General features: G+C 71.9%; 23 protein-coding genes. 12 read left to right on the top strand and 11 right to left on the bottom strand.

The features are described 5' to 3' along the window. Positions 1 to 17 precede the first annotated feature (17 nt). From SCK26_RS36020 to SCK26_RS35995, 6 genes are all read right to left on the bottom strand, one after another. Positions 18 to 1,781: a prolyl oligopeptidase family serine peptidase gene (locus SCK26_RS36020; RefSeq protein ID WP_318205582.1), complete on the bottom strand. Its 1,764-nt coding sequence runs from the start codon at positions 1,779 to 1,781 to the stop codon at positions 18 to 20. A 1-nt stretch (position 1,782) separates the two neighbouring features. Further along, the gene (locus SCK26_RS36015; protein WP_318205581.1) at positions 1,783 to 2,787 is read right to left on the bottom strand and encodes a hypothetical protein; all 1,005 of its coding nucleotides are present in this window, start codon (positions 2,785 to 2,787) and stop codon (positions 1,783 to 1,785) included. A gap of 444 nt (positions 2,788 to 3,231) precedes the next feature. Further along, entirely contained in the window at positions 3,232 to 4,305 is a 1,074-nt protein-coding gene (locus tag SCK26_RS36010) for a hypothetical protein (protein ID WP_318205580.1), read from the bottom strand. Between the two features lie 821 nt (positions 4,306 to 5,126). Further along, entirely contained in the window at positions 5,127 to 5,789 is a 663-nt protein-coding gene (locus tag SCK26_RS36005) for a GNAT family N-acetyltransferase (protein ID WP_318205579.1), read from the bottom strand. Positions 5,790 to 5,880: 91 nt separating this feature from the next. Further along, positions 5,881 to 6,651 carry a formylglycine-generating enzyme family protein gene (locus tag SCK26_RS36000; RefSeq protein ID WP_318205578.1) on the bottom strand — a complete coding sequence of 257 codons (771 nt, stop codon included), beginning with the start codon at positions 6,649 to 6,651 and terminating at the stop codon, positions 5,881 to 5,883. 128 nt (positions 6,652 to 6,779) lie between these two features. Next, complete coding sequence (locus SCK26_RS35995; RefSeq protein WP_318205577.1) at positions 6,780 to 7,433, bottom strand: TetR/AcrR family transcriptional regulator C-terminal domain-containing protein; 654 nt, start codon at positions 7,431 to 7,433, stop codon at positions 6,780 to 6,782. Positions 7,434 to 7,504: 71 nt separating this feature from the next. Here SCK26_RS35995 and SCK26_RS35990 point away from each other — a divergent pair, with 71 nt between their 5' ends. From SCK26_RS35990 to SCK26_RS35970, 5 genes are all read left to right on the top strand, one after another. Beyond that, complete coding sequence (locus SCK26_RS35990; protein ID WP_318205576.1) at positions 7,505 to 8,881, top strand: FAD-dependent monooxygenase; 1,377 nt, start codon at positions 7,505 to 7,507, stop codon at positions 8,879 to 8,881. Between the two features lie 541 nt (positions 8,882 to 9,422). Beyond that, positions 9,423 to 10,163 (top strand): TetR-like C-terminal domain-containing protein, encoded by a 741-nt coding sequence (locus SCK26_RS35985; RefSeq protein WP_318205575.1) that lies wholly within the window; start codon positions 9,423 to 9,425, stop codon positions 10,161 to 10,163. Between the two features lie 38 nt (positions 10,164 to 10,201). Further along, on the top strand, positions 10,202 to 11,356 hold the full coding sequence (locus SCK26_RS35980) for an MAB_1171c family putative transporter (protein WP_318205574.1): 1,155 nt from the start codon (positions 10,202 to 10,204) through the stop codon (positions 11,354 to 11,356). 302 nt (positions 11,357 to 11,658) lie between these two features. After that, positions 11,659 to 12,117, top strand: a complete 459-nt coding sequence (locus tag SCK26_RS35975) for a helix-turn-helix domain-containing protein (RefSeq protein WP_318205573.1) — start codon at positions 11,659 to 11,661, stop codon at positions 12,115 to 12,117. Beyond that, positions 12,114 to 12,692, top strand: coding sequence for a toxin (locus SCK26_RS35970; protein ID WP_318205572.1), 579 nt, complete (start codon positions 12,114 to 12,116; stop codon positions 12,690 to 12,692). Before SCK26_RS35975 ends, SCK26_RS35970 begins: the two co-directional genes overlap by 4 nt. Before the next feature lie 10 nt (positions 12,693 to 12,702). Here the strand turns inward: SCK26_RS35970 and SCK26_RS35965 are convergent, their stop codons facing one another. The 3 genes from SCK26_RS35965 to SCK26_RS35955 all read right to left on the bottom strand — a co-directional run bounded on the left by SCK26_RS35965 (position 12,703) and on the right by SCK26_RS35955 (position 18,193). Then, positions 12,703 to 16,158, bottom strand: a complete 3,456-nt coding sequence (locus SCK26_RS35965; protein ID WP_318205571.1) for an aminotransferase class I/II-fold pyridoxal phosphate-dependent enzyme — start codon at positions 16,156 to 16,158, stop codon at positions 12,703 to 12,705. An 11-nt stretch (positions 16,159 to 16,169) separates the two neighbouring features. Beyond that, positions 16,170 to 17,111 (bottom strand): NAD-dependent epimerase/dehydratase family protein, encoded by a 942-nt coding sequence (locus tag SCK26_RS35960; protein WP_318205570.1) that lies wholly within the window; start codon positions 17,109 to 17,111, stop codon positions 16,170 to 16,172. 350 nt (positions 17,112 to 17,461) lie between these two features. Next, entirely contained in the window at positions 17,462 to 18,193 is a 732-nt protein-coding gene (locus SCK26_RS35955) for a hypothetical protein (RefSeq protein ID WP_318205569.1), read from the bottom strand. Between the two features lie 282 nt (positions 18,194 to 18,475). Between SCK26_RS35955 and SCK26_RS35950 the strand changes: the two genes are divergently transcribed. The 3 genes from SCK26_RS35950 to SCK26_RS35940 are packed head-to-tail and all read left to right on the top strand — an operon-like array spanning position 18,476 to position 19,652. Further along, a complete protein-coding gene (locus SCK26_RS35950) occupies positions 18,476 to 18,622 on the top strand; it encodes a hypothetical protein (protein ID WP_318205568.1) in 147 nt (48 codons plus the stop codon). Continuing rightward, on the top strand, positions 18,619 to 19,224 hold the full coding sequence (locus tag SCK26_RS35945; protein WP_318205567.1) for a PRC-barrel domain-containing protein: 606 nt from the start codon (positions 18,619 to 18,621) through the stop codon (positions 19,222 to 19,224). Before SCK26_RS35950 ends, SCK26_RS35945 begins: the two co-directional genes overlap by 4 nt. Beyond that, on the top strand, positions 19,221 to 19,652 hold the full coding sequence (locus SCK26_RS35940; RefSeq protein ID WP_318205566.1) for a PRC-barrel domain-containing protein: 432 nt from the start codon (positions 19,221 to 19,223) through the stop codon (positions 19,650 to 19,652). The genes SCK26_RS35945 and SCK26_RS35940 overlap by 4 nt, the downstream gene beginning before the upstream one ends. A gap of 118 nt (positions 19,653 to 19,770) precedes the next feature. Here the strand turns inward: SCK26_RS35940 and SCK26_RS35935 are convergent, their stop codons facing one another. Further along, positions 19,771 to 20,268, bottom strand: a complete 498-nt coding sequence (locus SCK26_RS35935; protein WP_318205565.1) for a hemerythrin domain-containing protein — start codon at positions 20,266 to 20,268, stop codon at positions 19,771 to 19,773. Positions 20,269 to 20,469: 201 nt separating this feature from the next. Here SCK26_RS35935 and SCK26_RS35930 point away from each other — a divergent pair, with 201 nt between their 5' ends. From SCK26_RS35930 to SCK26_RS35920, 3 genes are read left to right on the top strand one after another with little or no spacing between them, the layout of a single operon-like run. Then, on the top strand, positions 20,470 to 21,273 hold the full coding sequence (locus tag SCK26_RS35930; RefSeq protein WP_318205564.1) for an alpha/beta hydrolase: 804 nt from the start codon (positions 20,470 to 20,472) through the stop codon (positions 21,271 to 21,273). Next, on the top strand, positions 21,273 to 22,562 hold the full coding sequence (locus tag SCK26_RS35925; RefSeq protein ID WP_318206167.1) for a PP2C family protein-serine/threonine phosphatase: 1,290 nt from the start codon (positions 21,273 to 21,275) through the stop codon (positions 22,560 to 22,562). The genes SCK26_RS35930 and SCK26_RS35925 overlap by 1 nt, the downstream gene beginning before the upstream one ends. Next, on the top strand, positions 22,559 to 22,897 hold the full coding sequence (locus SCK26_RS35920) for an STAS domain-containing protein (protein ID WP_318205563.1): 339 nt from the start codon (positions 22,559 to 22,561) through the stop codon (positions 22,895 to 22,897). Before SCK26_RS35925 ends, SCK26_RS35920 begins: the two co-directional genes overlap by 4 nt. A gap of 61 nt (positions 22,898 to 22,958) precedes the next feature. Here SCK26_RS35920 and SCK26_RS35915 read toward each other — a convergent pair whose 3' ends face one another. Continuing rightward, entirely contained in the window at positions 22,959 to 24,092 is a 1,134-nt protein-coding gene (locus SCK26_RS35915) for an NAD(P)/FAD-dependent oxidoreductase (protein ID WP_318205562.1), read from the bottom strand. A gap of 710 nt (positions 24,093 to 24,802) precedes the next feature. Here SCK26_RS35915 and SCK26_RS35910 point away from each other — a divergent pair. Then, the gene (locus SCK26_RS35910) at positions 24,803 to 25,534 is read left to right on the top strand and encodes a DJ-1/PfpI family protein (RefSeq protein ID WP_318205561.1); all 732 of its coding nucleotides are present in this window, start codon (positions 24,803 to 24,805) and stop codon (positions 25,532 to 25,534) included. Positions 25,535 to 25,703 lie beyond the last annotated feature (169 nt).

The following is a 25,703-nucleotide window of genomic DNA, read 5'->3' as shown; positions in this document are numbered from 1 at the left end:
AGGGGCGCATCGGCAGATCATGACAGCCTCCCTACGGCATCGAGGTGTGTCCGGGTGAAGTCGAGCTGACGGCGGAAGACCGTGACGCGTTCCTCCACGGCCGTCACACTGTGGCCCGCGTCCATGGCATGGAACTCCACCGGCAGGCCGCGGGCTCGCAGCTGCTCGGCGTAGGCGCGGGCCTGGTCGATGGGGCACCGGGCGTCGTTGACCCCCGCGCTGATGAAGATTGGTGCGCGGACGGCATCGGCGTAGGTGACGGGAGAGGCGTCGCGGTAGACCTCGGGGACTTCCTCCGGGGTCCCGCCGAAGAGACTGCGGTCCAGCGCCTTGATGTCGTCCATGGCCTGGTGGTGCGCGGCGGCGCAGTCGGCGACCGGCGCGCCGGCCAGGCCGACGGTCCAGTCGTCCGGCCGGGTGCCGAGTCCCAGCAGGGTCAGATAGCCGCCCCACGACCAGCCGGCCAGCACCAGGCGGGCGGGGTCGATGATCCCCTGGTCGACGGCCCACTGCCGTACCGCGGTGATGTCCTCCAGCTCGGTGTGGCCGACACGGCGCCGCAGGGCCTCCGTCCAGGCCCGGCCGTAGCCCGTCGAGCCGCGGTAGTTGACGCGTACGACGGCGAACCCCTCGTCCGTCCAGGCCGCCGCCTCGGGATCGAAGGCGTCCTGGTCGTGTTCGTCGGGCCCGCCGTGCAGAAGGAACACCGCGGGGTGCGGCTTCGTGCCGGTCCGGGGCAGGCTCAGCAGGGCGTGGACGCGGCCGCCGGGGCCGTCGACCCATACGTCGGCGGCGAGCGCGGTCTGCGGCGCACGGCTGGCGGCGGGAAACCGAGGGTCGCTGTCGAGGGCCAGGAAGACGGGCGGGTGGGCGGAGTCCGACCACGAGAACCACACGTCGCCGCCTGGGCGGGTGCGCGCGTGCTCGATGGTGCCGTCGGGAGTCTTCAGCCGGGTCAGCTCACGGGCGGCCAGGTCGTAGCTGAACGCCTCGGAGCGCGCCTGGTGATCGTGGACGACGAGCAGGGACGCGGCGTCCTGCGCCCACTCCACGGAGACCTCGCCGGGCAGCCCGAGGTCGAGGCGGACGCGTTCGCCGGTGCGCGGGTCGTAGAGGGCGGGCTCCCAGCGGTCCTCGTGCGGTTGCAGGACCAGCAGCCGGTTGTCGCCGGGCACGGGAGAGAAGCCCACGGCCTCGCCGTCGAGGTCGGCGACGGCGACGCCGTCCGTCGTCAGCACGCGGATGCCCGGCTCCCACAGGTCGCCGCGCTCGCTGTGCGCGATGACGGCGAGGGCGAGGTCACGGGACAGGTCGACGGCGTACGCGGGCTCCTCGTGCCGGTAGAGGCGGCGGGCCGTGCCGCCGGGCAGGACGAGGGACACGTCGGTGCCGTGCTCGGTGGTGTGGCCGAGCAGGTTGTGTCCGCGCAGGCCGAGGGCGAGTCCGGCGGGCCAGTACGGTTCCAGGTCCCGTACGGCGGGCTCGTCGGGGCCGCCGCCGAACGGCTGCCGCATCCACTGGCCGCGCTCGTCCCCGTCGGTGTCGGCGAACCACCACACGGCCTCGCCGGACGCCTCGATGGCGCAGTGCTGGGCGCCGGAGGCGCGATCGGTGACCTGCCGCAAGGTGCCGGCCGTACGGTCCCAGCAGTAGACCTGGGCGTTGCCGGAGCGATCGCTGACGAACACGCAGCGCTCCGGCGAGCTCTTCGCCCAGGCGGGAAGCGTGTGGCGCGGGGCGCGGAAGCGCTGCTCCCACAGGGGTGTGTCGGAGGCGGCCATGTCAGTGGCAACCGCAGCTGGCCGACGAGACGCGGTTCATCCGGCGGCGGGGGCCCTGAGCGGTGGGGGCCGTGCCCGCTCCGGCCAGGGGGGCGTCGCCGCCGAGCACGCTGAGGGAGCTGGTGGCGCAGTCCAGGACGACCTGGAACCCGGTCTGCGGCAGCGCGCCGAGCACCAGGTGGACGGAGGCCGCGGCCTTGCCCGTGCCGACGGCGTTGGACTCGGAGTTGAAGGGCAGCTGCGGGACGGCCGGGTTGAGGCCGAACTCCAGTCCGGTGACCTTGGCGTGGCCGGGGTCCGTGGCGAAGAGCTGTGTCAGGGCGGTGGCCGCGGACGCCGACCCGGTCTCCGTCGCCTTCATCTCGGTCACCGATCCGTCCTCGACGGTGAGGACGAGCGGGTAGTGGAAGAGTCCGGACAGCTTCTCGAACAGCTCCTGGCAGGCGGCCGTGTCCGGCTCGCGCGTGCGGACGACGGACCAGCCCTTCACGGCGATCTGACCGGTGACGCTGGTGCCGGCACCCGTGAGGTCCAGGCTTCGCAGGCCGGCGAACGCGTTCTGCGCGGTGCCGGTCCGGAAGGTGCCGGTGTCGGTCCGGGACCATGTCGGCGCGGTGAAGGTCATCTTCGCCACGGCTCCGGTCAGGGCCTCTTCCAGGACCAGGCCGCCGGCCCCCGCCACGGCATCGCCGAACGCCGTGCCGGCGGCGTCGAGGGTGCTGGGGTCGGTCTTCTCCAGCGCCGCGAGCAGCCCGCCCAGTTGGTCGAGGGCGAAGGGACCGGTGCCCGCGCGGAGAGTGGCGACGGTACGGTCCGGGCCCACCTCGGCGGCAGGCGCCGTCAGCAGCCGGTCGTCCTGGGCAACGACGAGAACGTCACTGTCCGTCGGGATGCCGGAGCGCAGCAGGTCGCTCAGGGAGCGGTCCGGCCCGGCCGTGACCGTGTCCCATGCCTCGTAGCGGCTCGGGGGCTCCAACCGGATCTGGTCGGAGAACCGCTCTTCCACAACGAGCGTGAATCGGTTATGGCCTGCCGGGTACTGGCGATAGGCTTCAGGGCGGACGATAATCACTGTGACACTCCCAGGTCGTTGTGCCGGTATGTCAGCGGGGCGGGCCGAGCTATCACCTCGGCCCGCCCCGCTTACGGCACGCCCGGCGCGATGCTTCTGGAGCGTTCGCGCGTGGCTGCCTGCTACTCGGCTCAGCCCAGGAGGGTGCCGAGGTAGTTGCTGTTCTTGCGGACCTTGATGGTCTTCTTCATGGCGCACACCCCCAAACCGGTGCTCGATCCGACAGGAGACGGGCCCGGGAAACCGGCCCGACTACCCGGCTCAGCCCAGCAGGGTGCCGAGGTAGTTGCTGTTCTTGCGGACCTTGATGGTCTTCTTCATGGCCGTCACCTCCTTTCGGCGTGGATTTCACGCTCATGCGATTCGCTCATGCCCCGGTCAGCCGACAGGGGCCATACGAACGCTGGGAGCGCCGCCTTTGTCACCCAGGACCACGTCTCCGTTTTCGGTGTAGACGGTGGTGTCGGGCGAGATGATGTCGAGGTGGTACTGGGTGAAGGGCGTGAGCCCCAGGCCCCAGTGGAGGCAGCCTCGTTCACCGCCGTACACCTCGTTCATGGCATGGTTGCCCGGAAGAATGTCCAGGCTGGTGTTGAGGGCGTGTCCGATCTCCCAGACCAGCGCGTAGCGCGAGTCGATCTCGAACATGGCCTCGAAGACCTTGGCGACCTCGGCGCCTTCCTTCCGGAAGGGACGCAAGGAGGTGATCGTGCCTTTGGTGACGTCGCAGACGATCGCTTCGTGTTGCAGGCCGGCGAGCTTGCCGGACAGGCGGGCCTGGTCCTTGCGCGTGAACGACGGCGTGCCGCTGTGCAGGATGGGGAATCCGCGGAACGCGATGCTGCCTTCGAGCGGGAGGTGCAGCTTTTCGTCGAATTCGACGATCTGCATCGGCAGCACGCTGATCTCCCCGGAGGGGACGATCTGCTGCTCTCCCCATTCGAGGGGGCCGGCCTGCTGGTTCCAGATCAGGTCCTCGGCGAGGTGATCGAGCACGGCGCGGGTGCCGTGCCGCTCGTCGACGTAGAGCAGGTGGTCCGTGGTCTCGGCCAGCTCGAAGAAGCGGTCGCTGAACTCGCCCTGCTCCTTCGCGGAGGTGTTCTCGATGACACGGATGAAGTGCCGGATGATCTCGAGATCCGCGGGCGTCGAGTTGCAGGCCATCCCCATCAGCTTGCGGCGAGGACCGAGGGCTTCTTCCGAGGGCGACTCAAAAAAGCGGTACGGCGAGATGACCAAGGAGTGTGACTGCTGAGGAATGGTTTCGTCAGCCAGCATGGACTCGAAGTCGTCGCCCTTGCCGATAAAGATCGTCCGATATTCGGCGTACGGCGCTTCCTCGACGATCTCCAGCTCGGCCTCGAGCTCGCGGTTCGTAATCAGGCAGAAGATGCTTCCCTCCGCCGGCCCGAACTGGCTGTATCGAGCAGGATTGATCTTAACCCTCGCCATAAGCAGCTTCCCTCTCGTTGATCACGAGGCGCTCGGCCCAGGGCATAGCCAACACGAGGCACGACGAGACATGCAACACACCCTCGGGAATACGGCCTGAAACAGGAGAGCGGAAACAGGAAAACGGAAGCAATCAATCCATGGCCGCACCGGCACCATCACGCCTTTTATCGCGATCAGTGCCTGTCAAGTACGCGTTTTTTACGCAGCCGCAACATTTCGTACAACGGAGTTTCAGGCCATGATCCGAATTCCGGGCCCGGTCTCCGGCGCCGCACCCGTCCCGGCGGGCCGTGGCGTCCACCCGGCCGACGACACACGGGCAGCGGAAACACTCGGCCGACGGCCGCACTCGGGGGCCAGGCCGGTCCGGGCCAACTCTCGTCCGGCGTACGGCCGTTCGTCAAATCGGCGGTGCGTCCGGTGGGTGCGGGCGCCGGTCCGGGCCGCTTCCGGGGGCGTGCGCCCACGCAGCCGCCGCTCGCGGACCGCGCGCGGCGGTGGACGATGACGGCAGGCAACGGGGCAGTCGGCACGGGTGCCGAGGCGGATCCGTCGTCACGGCGCAGGCCCGCACACGCGCGCGAAAGCACCGATGGGTGCGGCGACGGGCCCACGGGCGGCGGCCAGGCGGACGGTCCGCTGCCGCCGGCGGGCGATACCAGGGCCATCGGCGATGCGGGCGATGCCGGGGATGTCGGCGACACAGAGACCGGCCGCCTTCATGCGTTGCCGGCGGCGACGCGGACCGGGCCTGCCTGAGCGTCGCCGCACCCTTCGGAGGACGCCCGGGACAGGTCCCGCCGCGGCGTGGCAGGAGCCTAGGCCCCGGTGTCTGCGGTGCTGCGGACCGCGGCGCTCAGCGGAGCGATCACCTGCCAGCCCATGGTCTCGTACAGGGCGCGGCCTTGCTCGGTCGCGCCCAGCACGGCCGCCCGTGCGCCCTGGCGGGCCGCGGTCTCGGCGAGCGTCCCCATCACCACGCGGCCGAGCCCCCGGCGCCGGTGCGCCGGGTGCGTCTCCACCTGGTCGACCACGGCGGTCGGGCCGGTGACCGCGATCTGCCCGCGCGCGGCGAAGGCGCCGTCGGCGGCGCGCACCACCACGCGGGTGACATCGGCCCGCTCCCAGGTGTGCAGCCGGTAGCCGTCGGCCAGGCGGAGCGGGGTCCCGCCGGCGCTCAGCCGTGCGGCCATGAGGGCGGCGTGGCCGTCCAGGAGGACCCAGCCCGGCGGCAGCCACGCCTTCAGGGTCCGCGCCGGTACGAACACCTTGAGGGGAATGCCGGGGACGGTGGTGTTCTCGGCCAGCTTGCGGACGGTCGCCTCGTCGGCGGCGGTCACGACGTGCCGGGCCACCTCCCCGGGCAGGCCGACGTCCACGGTGAACCCCCAGGACCGGGGCGTCGGTCGGACCGCGCCACGCGAGACGACCCATCCCTCGACCCATGCGCGTACCGCCTCGGCGGTGGTCCTGAAGGGCACGGCCACTCCCTGATTAGGTAATAGGTGCTAAGTGCTGGGGGCTATTACAACATGGAGGCCGGTACGGAGGCGAGCGTCCGGCGTCCGGTTCCTACGCGGCCGGAGCCGCCAGGCGGAAGCCCACACCGATCGCTTCGAGGTCCGGTTCGTAGACGCCGTGCCTGCGGGCACAGCGGGCCAGGTCCCGGTCGTGACGGAAGGCGCCGCCCCGGGTGATGTGCGGGTCGAAGGCCCAGTCTTCGGTGCCCGGCACATCGGCGGGCGCGCCGGGATAGGGGGCGTAGAGGGTGGAGGTCCACTCGTCGGCGTTGCCGGCCATGTCCAGCACGCCGAACGGGCTGGCACCCTCGGGGAACGAGCCGACGGGTGTCGTGGTGCCGATGCCGAGGTCCACCAGATTGGCCAGGCCGGTGCGGTACTCGTCACCCCACGGGAACTCCCGGCTGTCGTCGCCCCGCGCGGCTCGCTCCCACTCGTCCTCCGTGGGCAGCCGCACCTCGAGGCCGCCGAGCCGTTCGCCGAGCCACCGGCAGTAGGCCGTCGCCGCCTCCCAGGTGACCCCGATGACCGGGTGGTCCGCCGGCGCCTGCGGGAGCGGCCTGCCGGTGTCCGCCGCGAAGAGCCTCCACTGGCCGGCCGTGACCGGGGTGCGGGCGATCCGGAACGCCGGGACGTGGATCTGTGCGCGCGGGGCTTCTTTCAGGTACCACTCCACGGGCACGCCGGTGTCCGCGTAGCGGCGGGCCACTGCCGCCACTTCGTCGGCCGGTGTACCCCTGCGCAACACTCCTGCCGGAATCCCGACCCAGTCCACCTGCTCCACCTGCACGGCTCCTCCTCGGTTCGAGCGGACAGGCCTCATGATCGCCCCTTCGGGCAACGGCCGCCGCCGAGGCGGGCGATCCTTCGCCGGAACCGGCGATCGGCTCTCCGGCGAGACCAACGAGACGAACGAGAGGGTGAGTTACCGCCGCGAGGCGAACCGCCGCGTCACGGCGCGAGTCCGTATCGCGCCGCGATGCCGGCGACGACGAGTGCCAGGCCTTCCTCGAACTGCCGGTCGTAGTCGTCGAAGAGGAGCCTGCCGGCCTCGGCCGCCAGCGGGAAGCCGGCCATGCGGCGGGCGCGGTCCTCGATGTCGAACCCTTCCCGGCGCTCGCCCGGGAGGGGCCGCACACCCTGTTCCTCGATGACGAAGCCGATGGTGTAGGCGTTCACGGTGCGCCCCGCGTCGACCGCCTCGGTGAGGCCGAGTCCCGCCCCGGTCAGCAGCCGCAGGTTCGCCTCCAGCGCGGGGGCGTGGTCCGTGCTCGTGAAGCGTGAGCCGCTGAAGACCCTGGCGCCGTCGCGGTAACCGAGCAGCGCGCTTCGCAAGCCCCGGTTGACGGCGAGCAGCCGTTCCCGCCATGTGTCGCAGGGGTCGAGCGCGGTGTGGGCGAGCATCCGCCGGTACATCAGCGTCGCCATCTCGTCCAGCAGCGCCTGCTTGTCCTTGAAGTGCCAGTACAGGGCGGGTGCCTTGACGTCCAGCTCCTTGGCGATGGCCCGCAGCGTCAGCCCGTCCAGGCCGACCTCGTTCAGCAGTCGCAGGGCGGTGTCGGCGACCCGCTCGCGGTCGAGGGGAGCGCGCTTGTCCGTACTCACGCTTGACAGCTTAACACCGTTAAGGGCAGTCTCTCGAAGGGCAGAACTTAACGATGTTAAGGAGAAATGTCATGGATGTTCTGATCGTGGGTGCGGGTCCGACCGGCCTCACCCTCGGCATCGACCTGGCGCGCCGGGGTGTGGACGCGCTGGTCGTGGAGCGGGGCGAGCACCTCTTTCCCGGATCGCGCGGCAAGGGACTCCAGCCGCGTACGCAGGAGGTCTTCGACGATCTCGGCGTGCTGGACGCCATCCGGGCGGCGGGCGGCCCCTACCCGGACCGGATGATCTGGAAGGACGGCGAACGGCTCGGCGAGGAGTCGATGTTCGAGAAGCTGGACGCGGACGAGGGCATGCCCTACAGCGAGCCGCTGATGATCCCGCAGTGGCGGACGCAGGAGGTGCTGTACGCGCGGCTGACCCGACTGGGAGGCAAGGTCGCCTTCGGGCGCGAGGTGACGGCCCTGACACAGGACGGACAGGGTGTGACGGCGCGGTTCGCCGACGGTACGGCACTGCGCGCGCGGTACGCGGTCGCGGCCGACGGCGGGCGCTCGGCGGTCCGGCAGGCGCTGGGCGTCGGCATGACCGGGGAGGCGGTCGACCCCGCGCCGTTCGTGGTGGCGGACCTGCGGCTGAAGGGTCTGGACCGGGTCCACTGGCACGCCTTCCCCGGAGACGACGGCGGCTTCCTCGGGCTGTGCCCGCTGGCCGGGACGGAGGACTTCCAGCTGGCGGCCCGCCTGCCGGAGGGGTCGCGGCCGGACGTGTCCCCCGACGGCATCCGCAAGCTGGTCGCCCGCGGCACGCACCTGGACGCGGAGGACGTGACGGAGGTCGGCTGGGCGTCCGTCTTCCGGCCGCGGGCGGCCCTGGCGGACCGGTTCCGGGTGGGCCGGGTGTTCCTCGCCGGTGACGCGGCGCACGTGCACTCGCCGGCCGGCGCCCAAGGCCTGAACACCAGCGTGCAGGACGCCTACAACCTGGGCTGGAAGCTGGGCGCGGTGCTGCGGGGCGGGGCGCCGGACGCGCTGCTGGACACGTACGAGGAGGAGCGCCGGGCGAACGCCGCGGCCATGCTGGAGCTGTCGACGGGCGTGCACCGCGGGGAGGTGCGGCGCGGCAGGGCGACGGTGCAGCTCGGAGTCGGCTACCGGGAGTCCTCCCTCAGCGTCGACACGCGCCGGGAGGCCGGGGAGCTGCGCGCGGGCGACCGCGCCCCCGACGGCACGGTGGCGGGCGTACGGCTCTTCGACACGTTCCGCGGACCGCACTGGACACTGCTCGGAGCGACCCTCCCGGGCCTCCCCTCGCTCCCCGCTCCCCCGGCCTCCTACGGCCCCGGCGTCTTCCTGATCCGCCCGGACGGATACGTGGGCTGGGCGGGCGACACGACGCGGGGCCTGCGGGAGTACGCCGGACGAACGGGATCCCTCACGGTGGTCTGAGGCAGACGCCCCGGCGGACGCGGGCCGCGCCAAGGACGCCGTACCGGGCACCGCGACGGGAACGAACCCGACCGGTCGTCCTGGCGGGCCCGCGCCGTCCGCCCCGCCGGCCCGCGACCGCCCTTCCCGAGCCGCCTCTCCGGCCCGCGGCCCGGGACACCGGCCGCCAGGCTGCCGTGGCCGACGGGGCCGGTGGTACGAACTCCCGGCAGGCGTAAGGAACAAGCCGTACCGGAGCCGCTGCCGACCGACGTCCGGCAGGCCACCCGGCCCGGGGGCGACGGCTGTTCCGCCGGGACGGGAACCACCGGGCGGCCGTCGACGACCGGTTGGAGGCCGGCGCCGGAGGTCCGACGCCGACCCGGCCCGGTCCCGCACCACGCCTCGACCGCCCACCTTTCCCGGCCGGCCGGCCGCCGCTCCGCCAACGGCCCACCCGTGCCCGCCCGTTCCCGCGCGCATGGCCGGAACCCGGTGGCACGGCCGCGGCACCTGCCGAACCGCCTCCCTCGCCATGGTGACCGACAGGTACGGTTTGACCATGGAATCCGGAACAAGTCCCGCCGCCGACGAGACCGTCGGACGCGCGGAGGCCATCAAGACCACCGCACGCCGGCTGCTGGAGAGCCTGGGTGCCGGGCAGCTGTCCCTGGACGCCGTCGCCGAGGCCGGCGGTCTGTCCCGCTCCGACGTGGCAGCCGTCTTCCCGCACCGCGACGAGCTGCTGACCGCCCTCATCATCGACGCCTACAACGCGTCCGGGGCCGCCATGGAGCGGGCCGACCAGGCCGCCCGGGACGCCGGGGCGCCGGCGGGCGCGCGGCTGCTCGCGGCCGCCCGGGCGCTGCGGCAGTGGTCCTTCGACCACACCGCCGAGTTCACGCTGATCTACGGCTCTCCCGTTCCCGGTTACGACGCCCCGCAGGACACCGTGCCGCCGGCCTCACGCACGCCCGCGGTGCTGGCCGGAATCGTGCGGTCCGCGCTGGAGGCCGGTGAACTCACCCCGCCCCGCCGGACGGTGCCCGGACCGCCGCTGCTGCGCCCGGAAGCCCTGGCCCTCTTCGGCGGCACGCCCGAGGCTCCCTTCTCCGACCTCGTCGAACGCGGCATCGTTCTGTGGAGCGGTCTGATCGGCCTGCTGGTGTTCCAGGTCTTCAGCCGCACCCACGACAGCGTCCGGGACGAGACGGCCTTCTTCGACTTCGCCGTCGCCGTGGCGGCCGAAGGCATCGGCCTGGAAGTCCCCGTGGACGAGAACACCACCGAGAAGACCGACTGAGCCGTCCGCCGCCCTCGCGGCTTCCCAGGAATCGGGCCGTGACCACCATCAGAACACTCTGCTTCGTCATCGCGGCGCTGTCCTCGTACGCCGCGCTCGTCTACCGGCTGTGCCAGGTGCGCCGCAACTGGCGGGACAGTGCCTACCGCACGCTGGTGATCACGCTGCTCCTGCAGTCGCTCACCTTCACGATGGGCGCCGTCGCCATGGGCGACGGCGCCTTCCTGGGCGTGGGAAATCTCGCCATCCTGGTGATGCACCTCTCGGCGGTCGCCTTCTGTGTCAGCGCGCAGATCATCCTGCTGCACTGGGCGGCCTCCGAGACGGAGGCGGCACGCCTGAGCCGCTACTGGCTGATCACCGGAGTCGCCCTCGACGTCCTGCTGACGGCGCTCTTCCTCGTCGCCGACGGCACCGGACGGCCGGCCTCCGACTTCGACACCGGCAGCGGCCAACCGCTGGTCCTCACCTACCTGTTGCTCTTCATCGTCTCCCAGGCGGTGCCCTGCGTCACCATCTTCCGCCAGTGCGGGCCCTACGCCCGGATGAGCGACAAGACCTCGCTGCGGCAGGCGCTGCGGCTGCTCTCCGTCGCCGCGGTGGTGCTCTTCCTCTACTGCTCGGCCAGGACGGTCAACATCCTCACCGCCGCGGCCGGGGTCGACATCGGCGCCTGGACACTCGCCTCCAACGTGTTCAGCGCGGCGGGCATCGCGATCCTCTCCCTCAGCCTGACCGTGCCCTCCTGGGGCGCACCGGCCGTCCGGCTGGTGGAATGGGTGGACACCTACCGCTCCTACCGTGTCCTGTATCCGCTCTGGCGGGACCTGTACGAGTCCTCCCCGGACATCGTCCTGGAGCCGCCCGCGGCCTCGGTCGCCGACCTCGACTACCGCCTCCACCGGCGGGTCGTGGAGATACGCGACGGCTGGCGGGACCTGCGTCCCTACATCGACCGCAGCGCCGACGGCACCGGCGGGCCGCGCCCGCAGGCGGGCGAGGAGTCGCGGCAGGCGTTCGCCGAGGCCGCCCAGATCCGGCAGGCCCTGCGGGCCAAGCGCGCCGGCACCATCCCCGACGACAACAAGGACACGGCGAACTTCGAAGATCGTGATTCGGACAACTTCGCCGCGGAGACGGCCTGGCTCACCCAAGTCGCCACCGCCTACCGTAAGCTCGGCAAGGCTGGTTGAGCTCCCGCCCGGTCCGTTCCCCCGTCGGACCGGGCGGGTCTTCTCGTGCCCGTGTCCCGCCGCCGGTTCTGCGGCGGGACACGGGCCGAGCGGCGCCGTCCGGTCAGGTCCGCCCACCCCCGAGGGCAGGCCTGACCGGCTCAGCCGGAGCCGACTCGGCCACCCCCGTGAGCCAAGTTAGCTACCAGCTATCGGCGCGCTCCAACGTTGGCGGAGCCATGCCCAATTGTCAACTGACAGCTAATCTGGAAAACTGTCGTATAGCCAAGGGCATCACCGAGGGGCACCGGAAGGGAGGATCAGTGTCCGAGCCCGACGACCGACCCCTGCTCGCCACCCGCCTGGACAGCCTCTTCAGAACGGTCCGCCCCAAGGGCAGGCACTGGACGAACGCCGAGGTGGCGGAGGAGCTGAAGCGGAACAATCCCGACCTGAAGGTCGGCGGCGTCTACCTCTCGCAACTGCGCACGGGCAAGCGCTCCAACCCCTCCCCGGACCTCCTGGCGGCCCTGGCCCGGTTCTTCGGTGTGTCGGTCGCCTACTTCTTCGACGACGAGGTCGCCGAGTCGGTCCTGAGCGAACTGGCCGCCGTCGAGGCACTGCGGCAGGCGGGCGTGCGCGCGGTGGCGATGCGGGCCGCCGGCATGAAACGGGAGAATCTCCAGGCGATCACGGCCATCATGGACCAGTACCGGCAGTTGCAAGGGCTCCCTCCGGTCACCGACGTGCCCGATACGGAGGGAGGGGATCCGACTCAGTGAGAGGGCTCAGGAAGAGTCGCCCGGCCGAGCAGGACCGCCGCAGTCAGCTCAAGCAGCTGCGCAAGGCCGGTGCGCAGCGGATCGCCGCCCTGGACCTTCCGGACGTGGCCGACGTGGCCGAACTCTGCCACCACCTCGGCAGTGTCCGCGGCCGCCCGATCACGCTCGTGCCGATGCAGATGCCGGCGTCGCACCCGTGCGGCATGTGGGTTGCCGCACGGGACGAGGACCTGATCTTCTACGACGCCAACACCACCACCGCGCATCAGGAGCACATCATCTTGCACGAGCTGGGTCACATCATCTGCTGCCATCGCGGGGCCGGCCTGCTCGACGAGACGACCGCTCGCCTCCTCTTCCCCAATCTCGACCCGGAGCTGGTGCGGGACATGCTGCTGCGCGCCACCTACGACGACGTCCAGGAACAGGAGGCGGAGATCATCGCCTACCTGCTCTCCCAGCAGGTGGGCACCACCCGCGAGCAGAGGAACGCGCCGTCGGCCGAGGACGCCGGCCACATCGGCGCCACGGGCGGGAACGCTGTGCTGAGCCGGATCGAACGCACCTTGATCTGAGACATCCCGGTCATCCCCCGGCGGACGTCACCTCCTCGGCCAGCACCGACACCACCCGCCGGATGTCCTCTTCGCGGTGTTCGCTGGTGACGAAGAACCGCAGCCGGGCCAGGCCCTCCTCCACGGCGGGATGGAAGATCGGATCGGCTATGACACCGCGGTCGTACAGCCGGTCCGCGATGCGGAGGGTCCGCGCGGAGTCCCCGAGCACACAGGGCACGATCGGCGTGTGGGCGCTGACGCCCGTGGCCAGGCCGGCCGCGGCTGCCAGCGAACGGAAGAGGTCGGCGTTGCGCCGCAGGGCCCGTACCCGCTCCGGTTCGGCGACGATCAGCTCGGTGGCGGCCAGCGCCGCCGCCGCGTTGGCCGGGGTCAGGCCGACGCTGTAGACGAAGCCCGGCAGGGTGTGCCGCAGCCACCGCACCATCCTGGCGGAGCCGCCGAGGTAACCGCCGCAGCTGGCGAAGGCCTTGGAGAGGGTGCCCATCCACAGGTCCACGCCGGACCGGTCGACGTCGAAGAACTCGCCCACGCCGCGCCCGCGTTCGCCCACGGTGCCGATGCTGTGCGCCTCGTCGACCATCAGCAGGGCGCCGTACCGCTTCTTCAGCTCGATCAGGGCCGGCAGGTCGACGAGGTCGCCGTCCATGCTGTAGGCGCCCTCGACGGCTATCAACACCCGCCGGAATCGGGACCGGTTGGCCCGCAGCAGGTGTTCCAGCCGGCCGACGTCGTTGTGGGCGAAGGGGCGTCGCGCCGCCCCGGACAGCGCGCAGCCCTGGAGGATGCTGTCGTGGGCGAGCGCGTCGTGCAGGACGAGGTCGTCCCGGCCGACGAGGTGCCCGATCGCGGTGACGTTGGTGGCATGACCGCTCACCAGGGCCACGCAGTCCTCGACGCCGAGGAAATCGGCCAGCGCGCGTTCCAGCCGCACGGTCAGTTCGCGTTCGCCGGAGAGCACGCGGCTGGCGGAGACCGAGGTCCCGTACCGGTCCACCGCGCGGCGCGCCGCCTCGTTGACCGCCGGGTGTCCGGAGAGGCCCAGATAGTTGTAGCTGCCGAAGGACAGGTACGACCGGTCGCCGACCACGGTCGTGTCGCGGATGTTGCCCTGGTGGACACGGAAGTAGGGGTAGTCGGCGCCGCTTCCCGTGATCGCGTCGAAGCGTTCCTCGAAGCGCCGCACCTCGGGGAAGTCGTCGACGCGGGAGGCCTCGGTGTCCCACCGGGGCTCCTCCTGGCGGTGCGGGAACGGCTGCGGCGCCGGGCCCTCCCGGACCGGCTCCGCGACGGGATGCGCGGCGGCCAGTTCGATCAGCCGGGCGACGGTGAGCGTCGGCTCGTACATCTCCTCGGTGCGGAAGCCCGGCAGCCGGTTGCCGATGCTCACCTCGAGTTCCTCCAGCATCAGCGAGTCGAAGCCCAGGTCGGCGACGAGCGCCATCCGTTCGTGGACGTCACGGGGCGGGAAGACCCCGATCCGCGACACCTCCTCGCGTACGACGGCGGAGACGGCGGACGTTGCCGGTGCGGGCACCACCGCCTCCTCCGCCTCGGCCGCCGCGTGGGCCCGGTCCACCGGCACGGTCTCGCGGGCCGAGTCGTCCACCACCCAGTGCCGGCGCGGGGCCAGCGGGCTCGGCGGCAAAGTCAGCGGCGGCAGGCGCTCGCCGGCGGGACGCAGCCCCCGGCCGGTGACCGCGTGCCGTGCGAGCCGCAGCAGCTCGGCCGTGCGTGTCTCGCCAGGCAGCCGCACCGGCACCGGCCCGGCGGCATCGGCCGGTGCGTCGGGCGGCACGGTGCCGGCCCATTGCCCGGGCCCGATGTCTCCCGTACGGCCCGCCGCCACCGCCTCGGCCGCCTCGGTCAGCCTGGCGACGGCGTCGGCGGCGTCCTCCGCCACCACGGCCAGCCGTTCGGCGAGGAGCGTACGGCGGGCCAGGGTGTCGGCCACCTGGGCCGGCGGCGGTTCGCCGGCGGCGACGACGTGGGCCAGCTCGCGCGCGTGCCGGGCCAGTCCCGACCGGTCGCGCGCGCTGAGCACGAGCAGGTGCGGGCCCGTCCCGGATACCGGGCGGTCCGGCCGCGTGGCGGATTCCTCCAGCACGAGGTGGACACCGGTGCCGCCGAACCCGAAGGCGCTCACCCCCGCCCGGCGCGGCTGCCCGGAATCCGGCCACGGCACCGGCTCGGTCGGGACGGTCAGGCGCGCGGCGTCGAGTCCGGCGGAGTCGGCCAGGCCGAACGCGGGCTGCGGCGGGACGATCCCGTGGTGCACGGCCAAGGCGGCCTTCATGAGCCCCGCCAGGCCGGCGGCGCCGAGCGAGTGCCCGACCACGGCCTTCACCGCTCCGAGGTAGGCGTGCGAACCGCCGTCCCCGCGCAGCTCGCGCAGGGCCTCGATCTCCACCGGATCCCCGACCGCGGTCGCCGTGCCGTGCGCCTCCAGGTAGCCCACCGCGTCCGGGGTCAGGCCGGCGTCGCGGTAGGCCCGGCGCAGTGCGCGCAGCTGGCCGGCGGCCTGCGGCTGCATGCCGCCGTGCACGGTCCCGTCGTTGGCCGAGCCCACGCCGCGGATCACCGCGTAGACCCGGTCCCCGGCCGCCAGTGCGTCGGCCAGGGGCCGCAGCACCAGGAGGGCGGCGCCCTCGCCGAGGACGAAGCCGTCGGCCTCCGCGCCGAACGGCAGGCACCGGCCGCTGCGCGAGATGGCTCCGATCCGGCACAGTCCGACCAACAGATCCGGTGTCAGGGCCAGTTGGGCGCCACCGGCGAGAGCGATACGGGTGCGGCCGGCCCGCAGCGCGTGCACGGCGTTGGCCACCGCCATGAGGCCGCCGGAGCAGGCCGCGTCCAGCGCGTAGCTCTCCCCGTGCAGGTCGAAGACGGAACTGACGGTGTTCGGGCCCATGTTGAGCAGCAGCCCGGCCACCGACGTCCCGTTCAGCCGGTCGACCGCGCGCACCATCTCCAGCTCGCCGGAACCGGCCGCCCCGGCCCCGAACTCGCCGCCGGCCAGCTGGCGCATCCGTATCGGCAGCGTGCTGATCTCGCGGTATCCGCTCTCGGTGAGGGAGGTGATCACCGAGGTCTCCTCGCGGTCGAAGCCCTCGGCCTCCCAGCCCGCGTCCTGGATCGCCTCGCGGGCGAGGTCGATCAGCAGCCGGTGCTGCGGGTCCATCGCCCGGGCCCGGCGCGGCGGGATGCCGTAGTGGGCCGCGTCGAAGTGGCCCACGTCCGGCAGCATCGCCATGATGTCGGTGTAGGCGGCGGAGGCGTCCCGGAGGGAGTCGCTGAGGAAGGCGGCGGCCCGCCACCGCTCGTCCGGTATGCGGGTGAACTGCGGCCGCGGACCGGTCAGCAGCCGCCAGTACTCGTTGAGGTTCCGCGCCCCGGGGAACCGGCAGGCCATGCCCACGATCGCGATGTCGTCCCGGCGCGCGGACCCACTCGGTGCAGAGTGCATCGTTTCCGCTCTCACTGCTCCTCACCCTGTCTGGCGCGCCACCAGTCCACGGTCGCCTCGACCTGCTCCTCGACCGGGGTGGCCCGCACGGAGAACGCGGCCTCGTAGGCGCTGGAGTCGACGGTGAAGGGCCGGTCGAACTGGTAGCGGATCTCCTTCAGTTCGCGCAGGAGCGGCGAGAAGAGCGACGCGATGCCCAGGACGGCCGGCGGCAGTCCGCGGACCGCGACCGGTCCGGTGCCCGCCTCGGCGGCGAGCCGGTCCACCATCTGGCGGACGGAGGCCGGTGGTGCGGTCGGGACGTGCCAGGCCCTGCCCCAGGCGCGTTCCTCACTTGCGACCTCGGCCAGCGTCCGGGCCACGTCGGGGAGGTAGGTCCAGCTGTGCGGGGCGTCGGGATCACCGAGCGCGGAGACCGGCTTGCCGCGCAGCAACCGCGGCATGACCCGTGCGGCCAGGTGCCCGCCGTCGGTCACGCCGGGCCCGAAGAAGTCCGAGGCCCGCACCTCGACCGCCTTGATCCGTCCCTGTCCGGCCAGTTCCCGGGTCCGCTCCCAGACGGCGGCCCGCGCCCGGCCCTTGGGTCCGGTCGCCGCGAGCGACAGGTCCTCGGTGAGCGGTCCGTCCACCGGTCCGTATCCGTAGAGGTTGCCCAGCATGACCAGAACGGCGCCGGTCGCCTCGGCCGCCGCGTGCAGCGAGGCCGCGAGCGGTGGCCAGTCGGTCGTCCAGCGGTGGTAAGGGGGTGCGGCACAGCCGTAGACGGCGGTCGCGCCGCGGACGGCCTCGGTGAGCGCCTCCGGGTCCGCGGCGTCCAGCGCGAGGTGCTCGATGCCGGGCTCGGGGGCGCGGCCCGATCGGGTGATGACCCGTACGCGGTGGCCCTGTTCGGCCAGCAGCCGCGCGGTGGCGGCCCCGGCGGGCCCTGATCCGATGACAACTTGAAGATTCACGCGCGCACCCTAACGCGCGGCCCGGCCGCGATGTGTGCGAGCGTGTCGCGTGCGCGTCATACGGCATGCGGAAGAGACCGTACCACTGCGTAACACCCGTCCCGATGGCGCGGCCCGCTCACCGGGGAAGGGTGCCGGCCGCGCGCCCGGGCGGCCGGCTCCCGCCAACTCGCCCTGGCCCGCGATGAATTCACCGTCTCTTCACACTGGACCCGGAGCCGTCCGGCGGAGGACCGGCCGGACGGACGGCGGCGCGCGGCCGGTTCGACGAGCACCGGGAGATCCGTCCGTCCCGGGCGGCTCGTTCAGCCCGGGACCCGCGTCCGGTGGGAGTCACGCGCGGGGAACGCTCAGGAAGCCGTCTTGCCCGCCTTGGTGCCGTCGATGACCTTGTCGGCCGGCGGAGGCGTCGCCTTGACCGGCTTTCCGTAGTCCGAGAAGACGACGGTGCCCGGGCTCTTTCCGCCCGACTGGTCCACCTTGAGAATGTACGGCTTTCCCTCGGTGGCGACGTACATGACGATGGTTTCGCCGCTCCCCTTCTTTTTCTTCAGCGCGATCGCCTTCCGGCCGTCCACCGTGGTGACGTCGCCCTTCTTCATTCCCTTGCGCTCGGACTTGTCGCTGTCCAGGTCGGCCAGGAAACCCTGCTTGTCGCACAGTCCCGTCGTACGGGAATCGCCCACCGGCACCTTCACCCAACGGCCGCCGAGCGCCTCGGCCTGCTTCCGTCCGCCTGACGAGTCCTGTGCGGCGCCGGCCCAGAACTTCTTGTCGCCTTTGACGTAGGTCGTCTGGCCGGTGTGGACGATGTCGGCCGAACCGCTTTCCATCGCCATCCTGCCCTTGCAGTTCTTCTGGGTGTCGACGTGGAAGTCGACCGTCAGCGGCTGTCCTTGCGCGGAGACCTTTCCGGCCATGCGCAGCGAGGTGGCGTTCCGGGTGGCGGTCACCGCCTTGGCGGCCACCTGGTCCGCGCTCTGTCCCTGGAACGGCTGGTCCGACGAGGCGTCGTCGGAGCAGCCCGCGATGCCCACGGCGGCGGTCGCGCAGATCACGGACACGGCTAACGTGCGACTCACAGACATAAAGAACCCTTCCAGGAAAAGCTGCCGTTCTTGTGGTGCGGCCGCCACCCTCCCGTCTCGTGTCGGCCGCGTGGCACTCCGGTATCCCCGAGATACTGGAATAATCGATTCCTCTTTTCGGATGTCCCGGCACAACCGGTCTGCCAGGGCCTCCGCCGGTTCCGGCCACCCGTGACACGGAAGGAGTGCGAGCCCACGCGGCGGGCAACCGGATAGCCCGGGGACCGCCGGACAGTACGACGGCTGGAGACGAGGACGGAGCCGAGGAGGTCGGTGATGGTGTGGTGGGGCTGGGTGGTCTTGTCGGTCGCGGTGGTGGGGTTGCTCATCGCCGCGGCCGTGGTGGTTCAGGCCAAGCGCCGTAGCGGAACGGTGATCGCGGTGCGCTCGAGCCGTACGGCCGACCGGGAGGGTTTGCGGTGATCGCCCTCGTGCTCGCTTCCGAGCTGACCAAGCGGGTGGTGGTGACGCTGGGCGGTGAGGCCGTCGCGCAGGTCAGGGACACCCTCTTCGACGCCCGCGCGGGCCGGATCACCGGCTTCACGCTGAGCGGGCGCGGGCTGCTGGCCGGACCGCTGAAGGAGAGTCTGCCCTTCTCCGGAGTGCACGCCATCGGTCCGTCCGCCGTGATGATCCCCGGTGAGACGGCGCTGGAGAAACGGGACCTGGTCGCGGGGGCCGGTGAAGCCGGACACGGCCAGGTCATCGGCGCGCCCGTGCTCACCGACCAGGGCACGGAGATCGGCCGGGTCCTCGATGTCGTGATCGAGGCCGGTGTCGGCGGACGCGTGGCCGGCTTCGAGATCGCCGCCGACGAAACCGCGGACCGCCACCAGCGCAAGGTGTTCATCCCGCGCGGCGAGACGCTGGCCGTCTCCGGGCGGGCGCTGGTGATCCCCGCGCACGCCCGGCATTTCGTCGCCGACGACCTGCCGAGCTTCAGCGCCCAGGTCGAGGCGTTCCGCGCGCACACCGCGCAGTCGTACCCGGACAGTCCCACGATCGACGCAGGAGGCCCGGCATGATGCTGTTCACCCAGGCCCAGGGCCTTCCGGTGATCACCGCCGACGAGGCCGAACCGCTGGGGCGAGTGGAGAGCCTGACCATCGACGCACACGCCGGGAGCATCGCCTGCCTGCGCCTCTCCGGAGCCCCGAAACACCTCGCGACCATCGCCTGGCACGCGATCGAGGCGGTGGGACGGGACGCCGTCATCGTGCGTTCCCGCACCGCCACCGATGTCGGGCACGGCAGCCTCCCCGCTCATCAAGAGGCCCTGGGGCGCCGGGTCCTGACGGAGCACGGCAGCGAGCACGGCACGGTCAAGGACATCGCCTTCGACAACACCACCGGTCGCATCCACACGCTGTACACCGCCCTCGGTGACATCTCGGGCGACCGCCTCCTCGGCGTCGGCTCCTACGCGGTCGTCGTACGCGCCGAGACCGCGTGACGCGGTCGCCGTAGGGCACCGGCGGACGGGGACCGCGGCCGCGCCGGCGGGGAGGCCGCCCGACAGCACTGCGCCGCCCGGGCGACGGCCCGGGCGGCGCAGTGCTGTCCGAGGAGGATCACTCGCTGCCGGAAGCCACCAGCTTGCGCACGTTCTCGATGCCGCCGCAGCCGTCCTCCAGGTACTTCGCGCGTGCCTCGCGGAACGCCTCGCCCAGCTGGGAGCGGCGTTCGTCGGCGACATTCTCCCGCGCGTCGTTGAGCAGGGTCCGCTCCTCCTCGTCGGCGTGGTGATTGACCGCCGTGACCAGTTCCTCCAGCTTCTCGTCCCACTCGTCGGAGCCGGGGTCCCCGGCCTCGAGCAGGGCGAGCAGGGCCTCGTTGGCCTCCTGGTGCTCGTGCACGCTGTGATCGACGTCCTCGCCGTCGACGTTCTTGTACCGCCGCAAGGCCGGATAGACCTCGTCCTCCTCGGCCGAGGCGTGCGCGACGAGCAGATGGGCGAACTCTTCGAGGGCGGCGGCACGGTCGGCTTCGGCATTGCGCATGGTGCGGAAGAGATCTTCCATGCGCCGGTGGTCCTTCAGGATGAGCTCGACGACGTCGGTGGACGACACGGTGACTCCTTACTGCTCGGGGGATGACGACCCGCTCTCGCGCATACCCCGGTCCTCGCAGGTCAGGCGTCGGTTCCGGGCGCCTCGCGCACGGCTGTGCGCACGCGGCCCGGCCGTGCGCCGCCCGGAGGCGCGCGCTCGCTCACCGTGGTGGTCCGGTGACGTGCCGGGATAGCCGGCGGCACCTGCGAGACTGGCAGGATGGACATCGCTCGCAGGAACAACGTCACCGTCACCGGCAACCCCCGGGGACGGACCGTGGTGCTGGCCCATGGGTTCGGCTGTGACCAGAACATGTGGCGGCTGACGGTGCCTGCGCTGGAGCGGGACTACCGGGTCGTGCTGTTCGACTACGTCGGCTCGGGTCGCGCGGACCCGTCCGCGTTCTCAAAGGAGCGGTACGGCTCCCTGGACGGGTATGCCCTCGACGTGGTCGAGGTGTGCGAGGCACTGGACCTGCGGGACGCGGTGTTCGTCGGGCATTCGGTCAGCGCGATGATCGGGGTGCTGGCCACCGCCAAGGCTCCGGAACGGATCGGTGCCCTGGTGATGGTCGCGCCGTCACCGCGGTACATCGACGACGAAGGCTATCGGGGCGGTTTCGGCTCCGAGGACATCGACGAGCTGCTGGAGTCGCTGGAGTCGAACTATCTGGGCTGGTCGGCGGTGATGGCACCGGTGATCATGGGCAACGCGGAGCGACCCGAACTCGGCGAGGAGCTGAAGAACAGCTTCTGCGCCACCGACCCGGACATGGCGCGCGTCTTCGCCCGCACCACGTTCCTGTCCGATTCCCGGGACGACCTCAAGGGTGTCCGGGTGCCGACGCTGGTGCTGGAGTGCGTCCAGGACGTCATCGCGCCCCGGGAGGTCGGGGCCTTCGTCCACCGGACGGTTCCCGGTTCGCGCCTGGTCACGCTCGACGCGACCGGGCACTGCCCGCACCTGTCCGCGCCCGAGGCCACCAACGAGGCGATCATAGAGTTCCTGGTGAGCTTGCGATGATGTGCCGTGCCGGACGGCAGCCCGACCCGCACAGCGCCGGGGACGCGGACGCCGCGTTCGCCGCGTTGCTGGAGGACAGCGCCGAAGAACTGTACGAGTCCGCGCCGTGCGGATACCTGTCCACGCTGATGGACGGCACCATTGCCAAGATCAACGCCACCTTGCTGGGCTGGCTCGGCCTGGACCGGGCGGCGGTGGTGGGCCGGATGCGGTTCACCGACCTGCTGACCGTCGGCGGCAAGCTGTACCACGAGACACACTTCGCGCCGCTGCTGCGGATGCAGGGCGAGATCGGCGGCATAGCCCTGGAGATGAAACAGGCCGACGGCGGCCGGATACCGGTACTGGTCTCCTCCGTCGTCAAGGAGACCGACGCCGGCGAGCACCTGCTGATCCGCACCACCGTCTTCGACGCCCGCGACCGCCGCGCCTACGAGGTGGAACTCCTGCGCGGCCGGAGGGCGGCCGAGGCGGCACAGAAGCAGGCGGAGGCCGACCGCGCCCGGCTCCAGGACGCCCTCGCCGTGCTCCAGCAGTCACTGCTGCCCGACATCCTGCCCTCGATCCCCGGAGTGGAGACGGCCGCCCATTACCACACCGCCTCCCCGGACCGGCTCGGCGGCGACTTCTACGACGTCTTCCCCGTCGACGGCAAACGGTTCGCCTTCTTCCTCGGCGACGTGTGCGGCAAGGGCCCCGAGGCCGCCGCGCTCACCTCGCTGACCCGCTACACCCTGCGCGCCGCCGCGCTGCACGACCCCGACCCGGTGTCCGCCCTGACCACGCTCAACAAAGTGCTGCACGAGCGCTACGCCGCGAGCGGCGACCCGCGCTACTGCACCGCCGTCTTCGGCACGCTGGAAGCCGACCCGGCGACCGGGCGGATAGCCGTGCACCTGGCCTCGGGCGGCCATCCGCCGGTCCTCGTGCTGCGCGGCGACGGCACGGCCGACTACCTGCCCACTCCCGGCGGTCTCCTCGTCGGCATCCTGCCCGAGGCTCCCTTCACCACCGCCGCCACCATCCTCGCCCCCGGTGACACACTGCTGCTCTACACCGACGGCCTCACCGAGGCCCGTACCGGCGCGGACCGCACCGCTCTCTACGGCGACGACGGCCTGCTCGCCTTCGCCGCCGGCCATGCCGGCAGACCACCACACGCGGTCATCGAGGCCCTCACCGGCCTGCTGGACGACTTCGGCGACGGCCTCGACGACGACACCGCTCTGCTCGCCTTCGGCGCCCCCGCCCTCCCCGCCCCCCGCACCACGACGAGCACCCCCGAATGAGCCCACTGAACATCACCCCTCTCGACACCGCGACCGGTCCCGTCTTGGAGATCATCGGCGAACTCGACTACTCGAACGCCTCCGAGCTGCGCGAACGGGTCGCCGCCCTGGCCCTGCGGCCGGGTCAGCGCCTCGTCGTGGACCTGGCCGGCATGGAATTCTGCGACTCCAGCGGCATCACCGCTCTGCTCGCCGCCCGCACCCGCGCACACGCCGCGAAGGCGGACATCGCCCTCGCCGCGGTCCCCGCCCACACCCTCCGCGTGCTCCGCATCGTCGGCCTGGACCAGATCTTCTCCCTCTATCCCGACAGGGACACCGCCACCCGGCCCTGACCGCTCGTGCCACGGCTTCGCCCGGTCGCCGCCCGCCCGCACCCGTCGTGCCCCGCCGGCCTCATCGGGACCCCTGCCGGGTCAGCGCGGTGATCAGTTCGTGGACCGTGGCCGTGTCGGAGTCGGTCCCGTGAGCCTCCTCGCCTTCGAAGGCGGCGGCCTCGGCGCTGCGCGGGAACATGGCCCGCTCGTACGCGGCGAGCGCGGCCTCGGTGTCGTCGCGGTGCTCGGCGAGGGCTCGGCCGAGTTCGGCGCCGTCGAGCATCGCCAGGTTGGCGCCTTCGCCGTTCGGTGCCGTCAGGTGGGCGGCGTCGCCGATCAGGGTCACTCCGGGCACCCGGTCCCACCGGTGCTCGGCGGGCAGGGCGTAAAGGGGACGCAGGACGGGTGCGGTGTCGGTGTCGGTGATCAGTGCGGTGAGTTCGGGTGCCCAGCCGTCGAACTCCGCGGCGATGCGTGCGGTGGCCGCGGCCGCGTCGGTGAAGTCGATGGCGGTGAACCAGTCCTGCGGTTCGGACAGCCCGAGGTAGGCGTGCAGGGTGTCGTCCTTCTCCCGGTGGGCGAACATCTCCCTGCCCGGCGTGTGCACGATCATCGAGCCGCCGCCGACCGCCTTCGCCGCGGCGGGGTGGCGGGTGCCGGCGTCGTGGAGATAGGTCTCGACGACCGACTTGCCGATGTACCGGGGTGTGGCGGTGGACAGCAGCGGCCGGACGCGTGACCACGCGCCGTCCGCGCCGACCAGGAGAGTGGTGGTGACGGTGCCGCCGTCGGCGAACGTCACCTGGTGGCGGCCTCCGCCGAGGGCGCGGGCGCCGGTCACCTTGTGTCCCCACCGGACGGTGCCGGCCGGGAGCGAGTCGAGCAGCATCCGGCGCAGCTCGCCGCGCTGCACCTCGGGCCTGCCGCCGGTGCCGTCGTCGGCCTTGTCGAACAGGACGGTCCCGTCCGGGGCGAGGAACCGCATCGCCTGGCGGCCCTCCAGGACCAGACCGCGGAACTCCTGCATCAACCCTGCTGCTTCGAGGGCGAGTTGACCGTTGTAGTCGTGGATGTCGAGCATCCCGCCCTGCGAGCGCGCGGCCGGGGAGGGCTCCGCCTCGTAGACCGTGGCCGGTATGCCGTGGACGTGCAGGACACGGGCGAGCGCGAGGCCGCCGAGGCCGGCGCCGATGATGGTGATGTCCGTGGTCATGAGGACCTTCCTGAGTGCGAAACGGCTGCGTGGACGCCCGGCAGAGCACACCGGGACGGCCGCCGCGGTGAGACGGGACAGTGGGAGCCGGTGCCGTCGAAGGACCGGCGCCGGCTGATTCCACTGTCCCGGCGGCCACCGACAAAGCGCCGACAGACATCGACCGCCGCCGACATCCGTCCGACAGCGGTGGGAGCCCGGGAATCACCGGGCGTCGCGGTGACAGGCGGCGCCGGGCAGGGCCGCGCGGCGCTCGGCGTCCCGCAGCCACTCGATCAGTGAGGCGCGGGCGCGCGCGAACCACGAGGGAGCCGGCCGTGACCGGCCCGCGCTCCCGGCCGGCCGGCAGCCGGGCCGTGCCGCCGGTCGGCCCGGTAGCCGCGGCCATGGCCCACCAGGGCACCGCGGTCTCCGACATCATGACGTGGCCCAGGGCGGCGAGCAGCACGCAGACGGCCGCGAGCACGGCGGCCCTGAGCGTGCGACAGCACCACCCGGCGGTCATGGCGCCTCATCCTCACAGTCCGCGCCTCACGCGTCGCACGACGGTACGCATCGGCCCCCGTTGTGCACAGCCGTACCGCAACCCGCCACATCGCCTCGGTCGGGAACTCGGCCGTCGTCTCCAACGACCAATGTTTCAGAGGCGGTTCACGGAATCCGTACGCTGTTCCGAAAGGCCGTTCACGGCAGACACAGGAGGCACACCGATGGAACGCAGAGACTTTCTTCGCCGGACGACAGCAGCGGGCGCGGCGACTTTGGGAGCCGGGGCGCTGACGGCCACGGTCTCAGGCACCGGGGCGGCGGCTGCCGCGACCCGGCGGACGCGTCGGCTGCGCGTCGACATCGTGATGTTCGACGGAGTCGAGGAACTCGACTGTGCCGCTCCATACGAGGTGTTCTCGGCCGCCGCGATGCACAGCGCGAACGGGGTCGAGGTCCGGTACGTCACCACCGGACGGCCCAGGCTGGTCCGCTGCGGGTACGGCACGGGGATCCAGGTCAAGCACCGCTGGGCTCCGCAGGAGGCGGACGTGATCGTGGTGCCCGGCGTCGGCTACACACGCCGCGACGGCCCGGGGGTGTGGGCCGAGGTCGCCGACGGCACCCTCCCGCGAGCGCTCGCCGCGGCTCCGCGCGAGGGGCTGACGATCAGTTCGCTGTGCACGGGCGCGGTGCTGCTGTCCGCGGCCGGTCTGACCAAGGGACGCCCCTGCACCACGCACCACGGCGCGAAGGCGTACCTCGCGGAACAGGGTGGTGCGGTCAAGGACGCCCGCGTGGTCGACGACGGGGATCTGGTCACCGCCGGAGGCATCACCTCGGGGCTGGAGCTGGGCCTCTGGCTGGTCAAACGCGAACTCGGATCGGACGCCGCGACCGGTGTGGAGGCGATGCTGGAGTACGAGGCGCGCGGAACGGTCTGGCAGGCACGCTGACCGCGGCGACTCCGCGTTTCCCCCGGGAGCGGCGCGCGGTGCGCCGACCGCGCAACGGCTCCATGGCCGAAAAGGACAGCGCCCGTCCCCGTACGGGACCGGGTGGCCGTGAGGAAGCCGGCGGCCGGTGCCAAGGCCCCTGGGGTAGGGCGGGAGGGCACCGGCCACA

This window comes from Streptomyces sp. SCL15-4 (assembly GCF_033366695.1).
Classification (GTDB): Bacteria; Actinomycetota; Actinomycetes; order Streptomycetales; family Streptomycetaceae; genus Streptomyces.
Note: the sequence above shows the minus strand (reverse complement) of the source record. Positions and strands in the feature narration are given on the sequence as shown.

What these genes read in the sequence shown, in the direction of transcription:
- SCK26_RS35930 (WP_318205564.1), top strand. Translation starts at nt 20,470, where the DNA reads ATGGACATCGCTCGCAGGAACAACGTCACCGTCACCGGCAACCCCCGG.
- SCK26_RS36020 (WP_318205582.1), bottom strand. Translation starts at nt 1,781, where the DNA reads ATGGCCGCCTCCGACACACCCCTGTGGGAGCAGCGCTTCCGCGCCCCG.
- SCK26_RS35990 (WP_318205576.1), top strand. Translation starts at nt 7,505, where the DNA reads ATGGATGTTCTGATCGTGGGTGCGGGTCCGACCGGCCTCACCCTCGGC.
- SCK26_RS36000 (WP_318205578.1), bottom strand. Translation starts at nt 6,651, where the DNA reads ATGAGGCCTGTCCGCTCGAACCGAGGAGGAGCCGTGCAGGTGGAGCAG.
- SCK26_RS35915 (WP_318205562.1), bottom strand. Translation starts at nt 24,092, where the DNA reads ATGACCACGGACATCACCATCATCGGCGCCGGCCTCGGCGGCCTCGCG.
- SCK26_RS35985 (WP_318205575.1), top strand. Translation starts at nt 9,423, where the DNA reads ATGGAATCCGGAACAAGTCCCGCCGCCGACGAGACCGTCGGACGCGCG.
- SCK26_RS35965 (WP_318205571.1), bottom strand. Translation starts at nt 16,158, where the DNA reads ATGCACTCTGCACCGAGTGGGTCCGCGCGCCGGGACGACATCGCGATC.
- SCK26_RS35940 (WP_318205566.1), top strand. Translation starts at nt 19,221, where the DNA reads ATGATGCTGTTCACCCAGGCCCAGGGCCTTCCGGTGATCACCGCCGAC.
- SCK26_RS35910 (WP_318205561.1), top strand. Translation starts at nt 24,803, where the DNA reads ATGGAACGCAGAGACTTTCTTCGCCGGACGACAGCAGCGGGCGCGGCG.
- SCK26_RS35950 (WP_318205568.1), top strand. Translation starts at nt 18,476, where the DNA reads ATGGTGTGGTGGGGCTGGGTGGTCTTGTCGGTCGCGGTGGTGGGGTTG.
- SCK26_RS35920 (WP_318205563.1), top strand. Translation starts at nt 22,559, where the DNA reads ATGAGCCCACTGAACATCACCCCTCTCGACACCGCGACCGGTCCCGTC.
- SCK26_RS35925 (WP_318206167.1), top strand. Translation starts at nt 21,273, where the DNA reads ATGTGCCGTGCCGGACGGCAGCCCGACCCGCACAGCGCCGGGGACGCG.
- SCK26_RS36010 (WP_318205580.1), bottom strand. Translation starts at nt 4,305, where the DNA reads ATGGCGAGGGTTAAGATCAATCCTGCTCGATACAGCCAGTTCGGGCCG.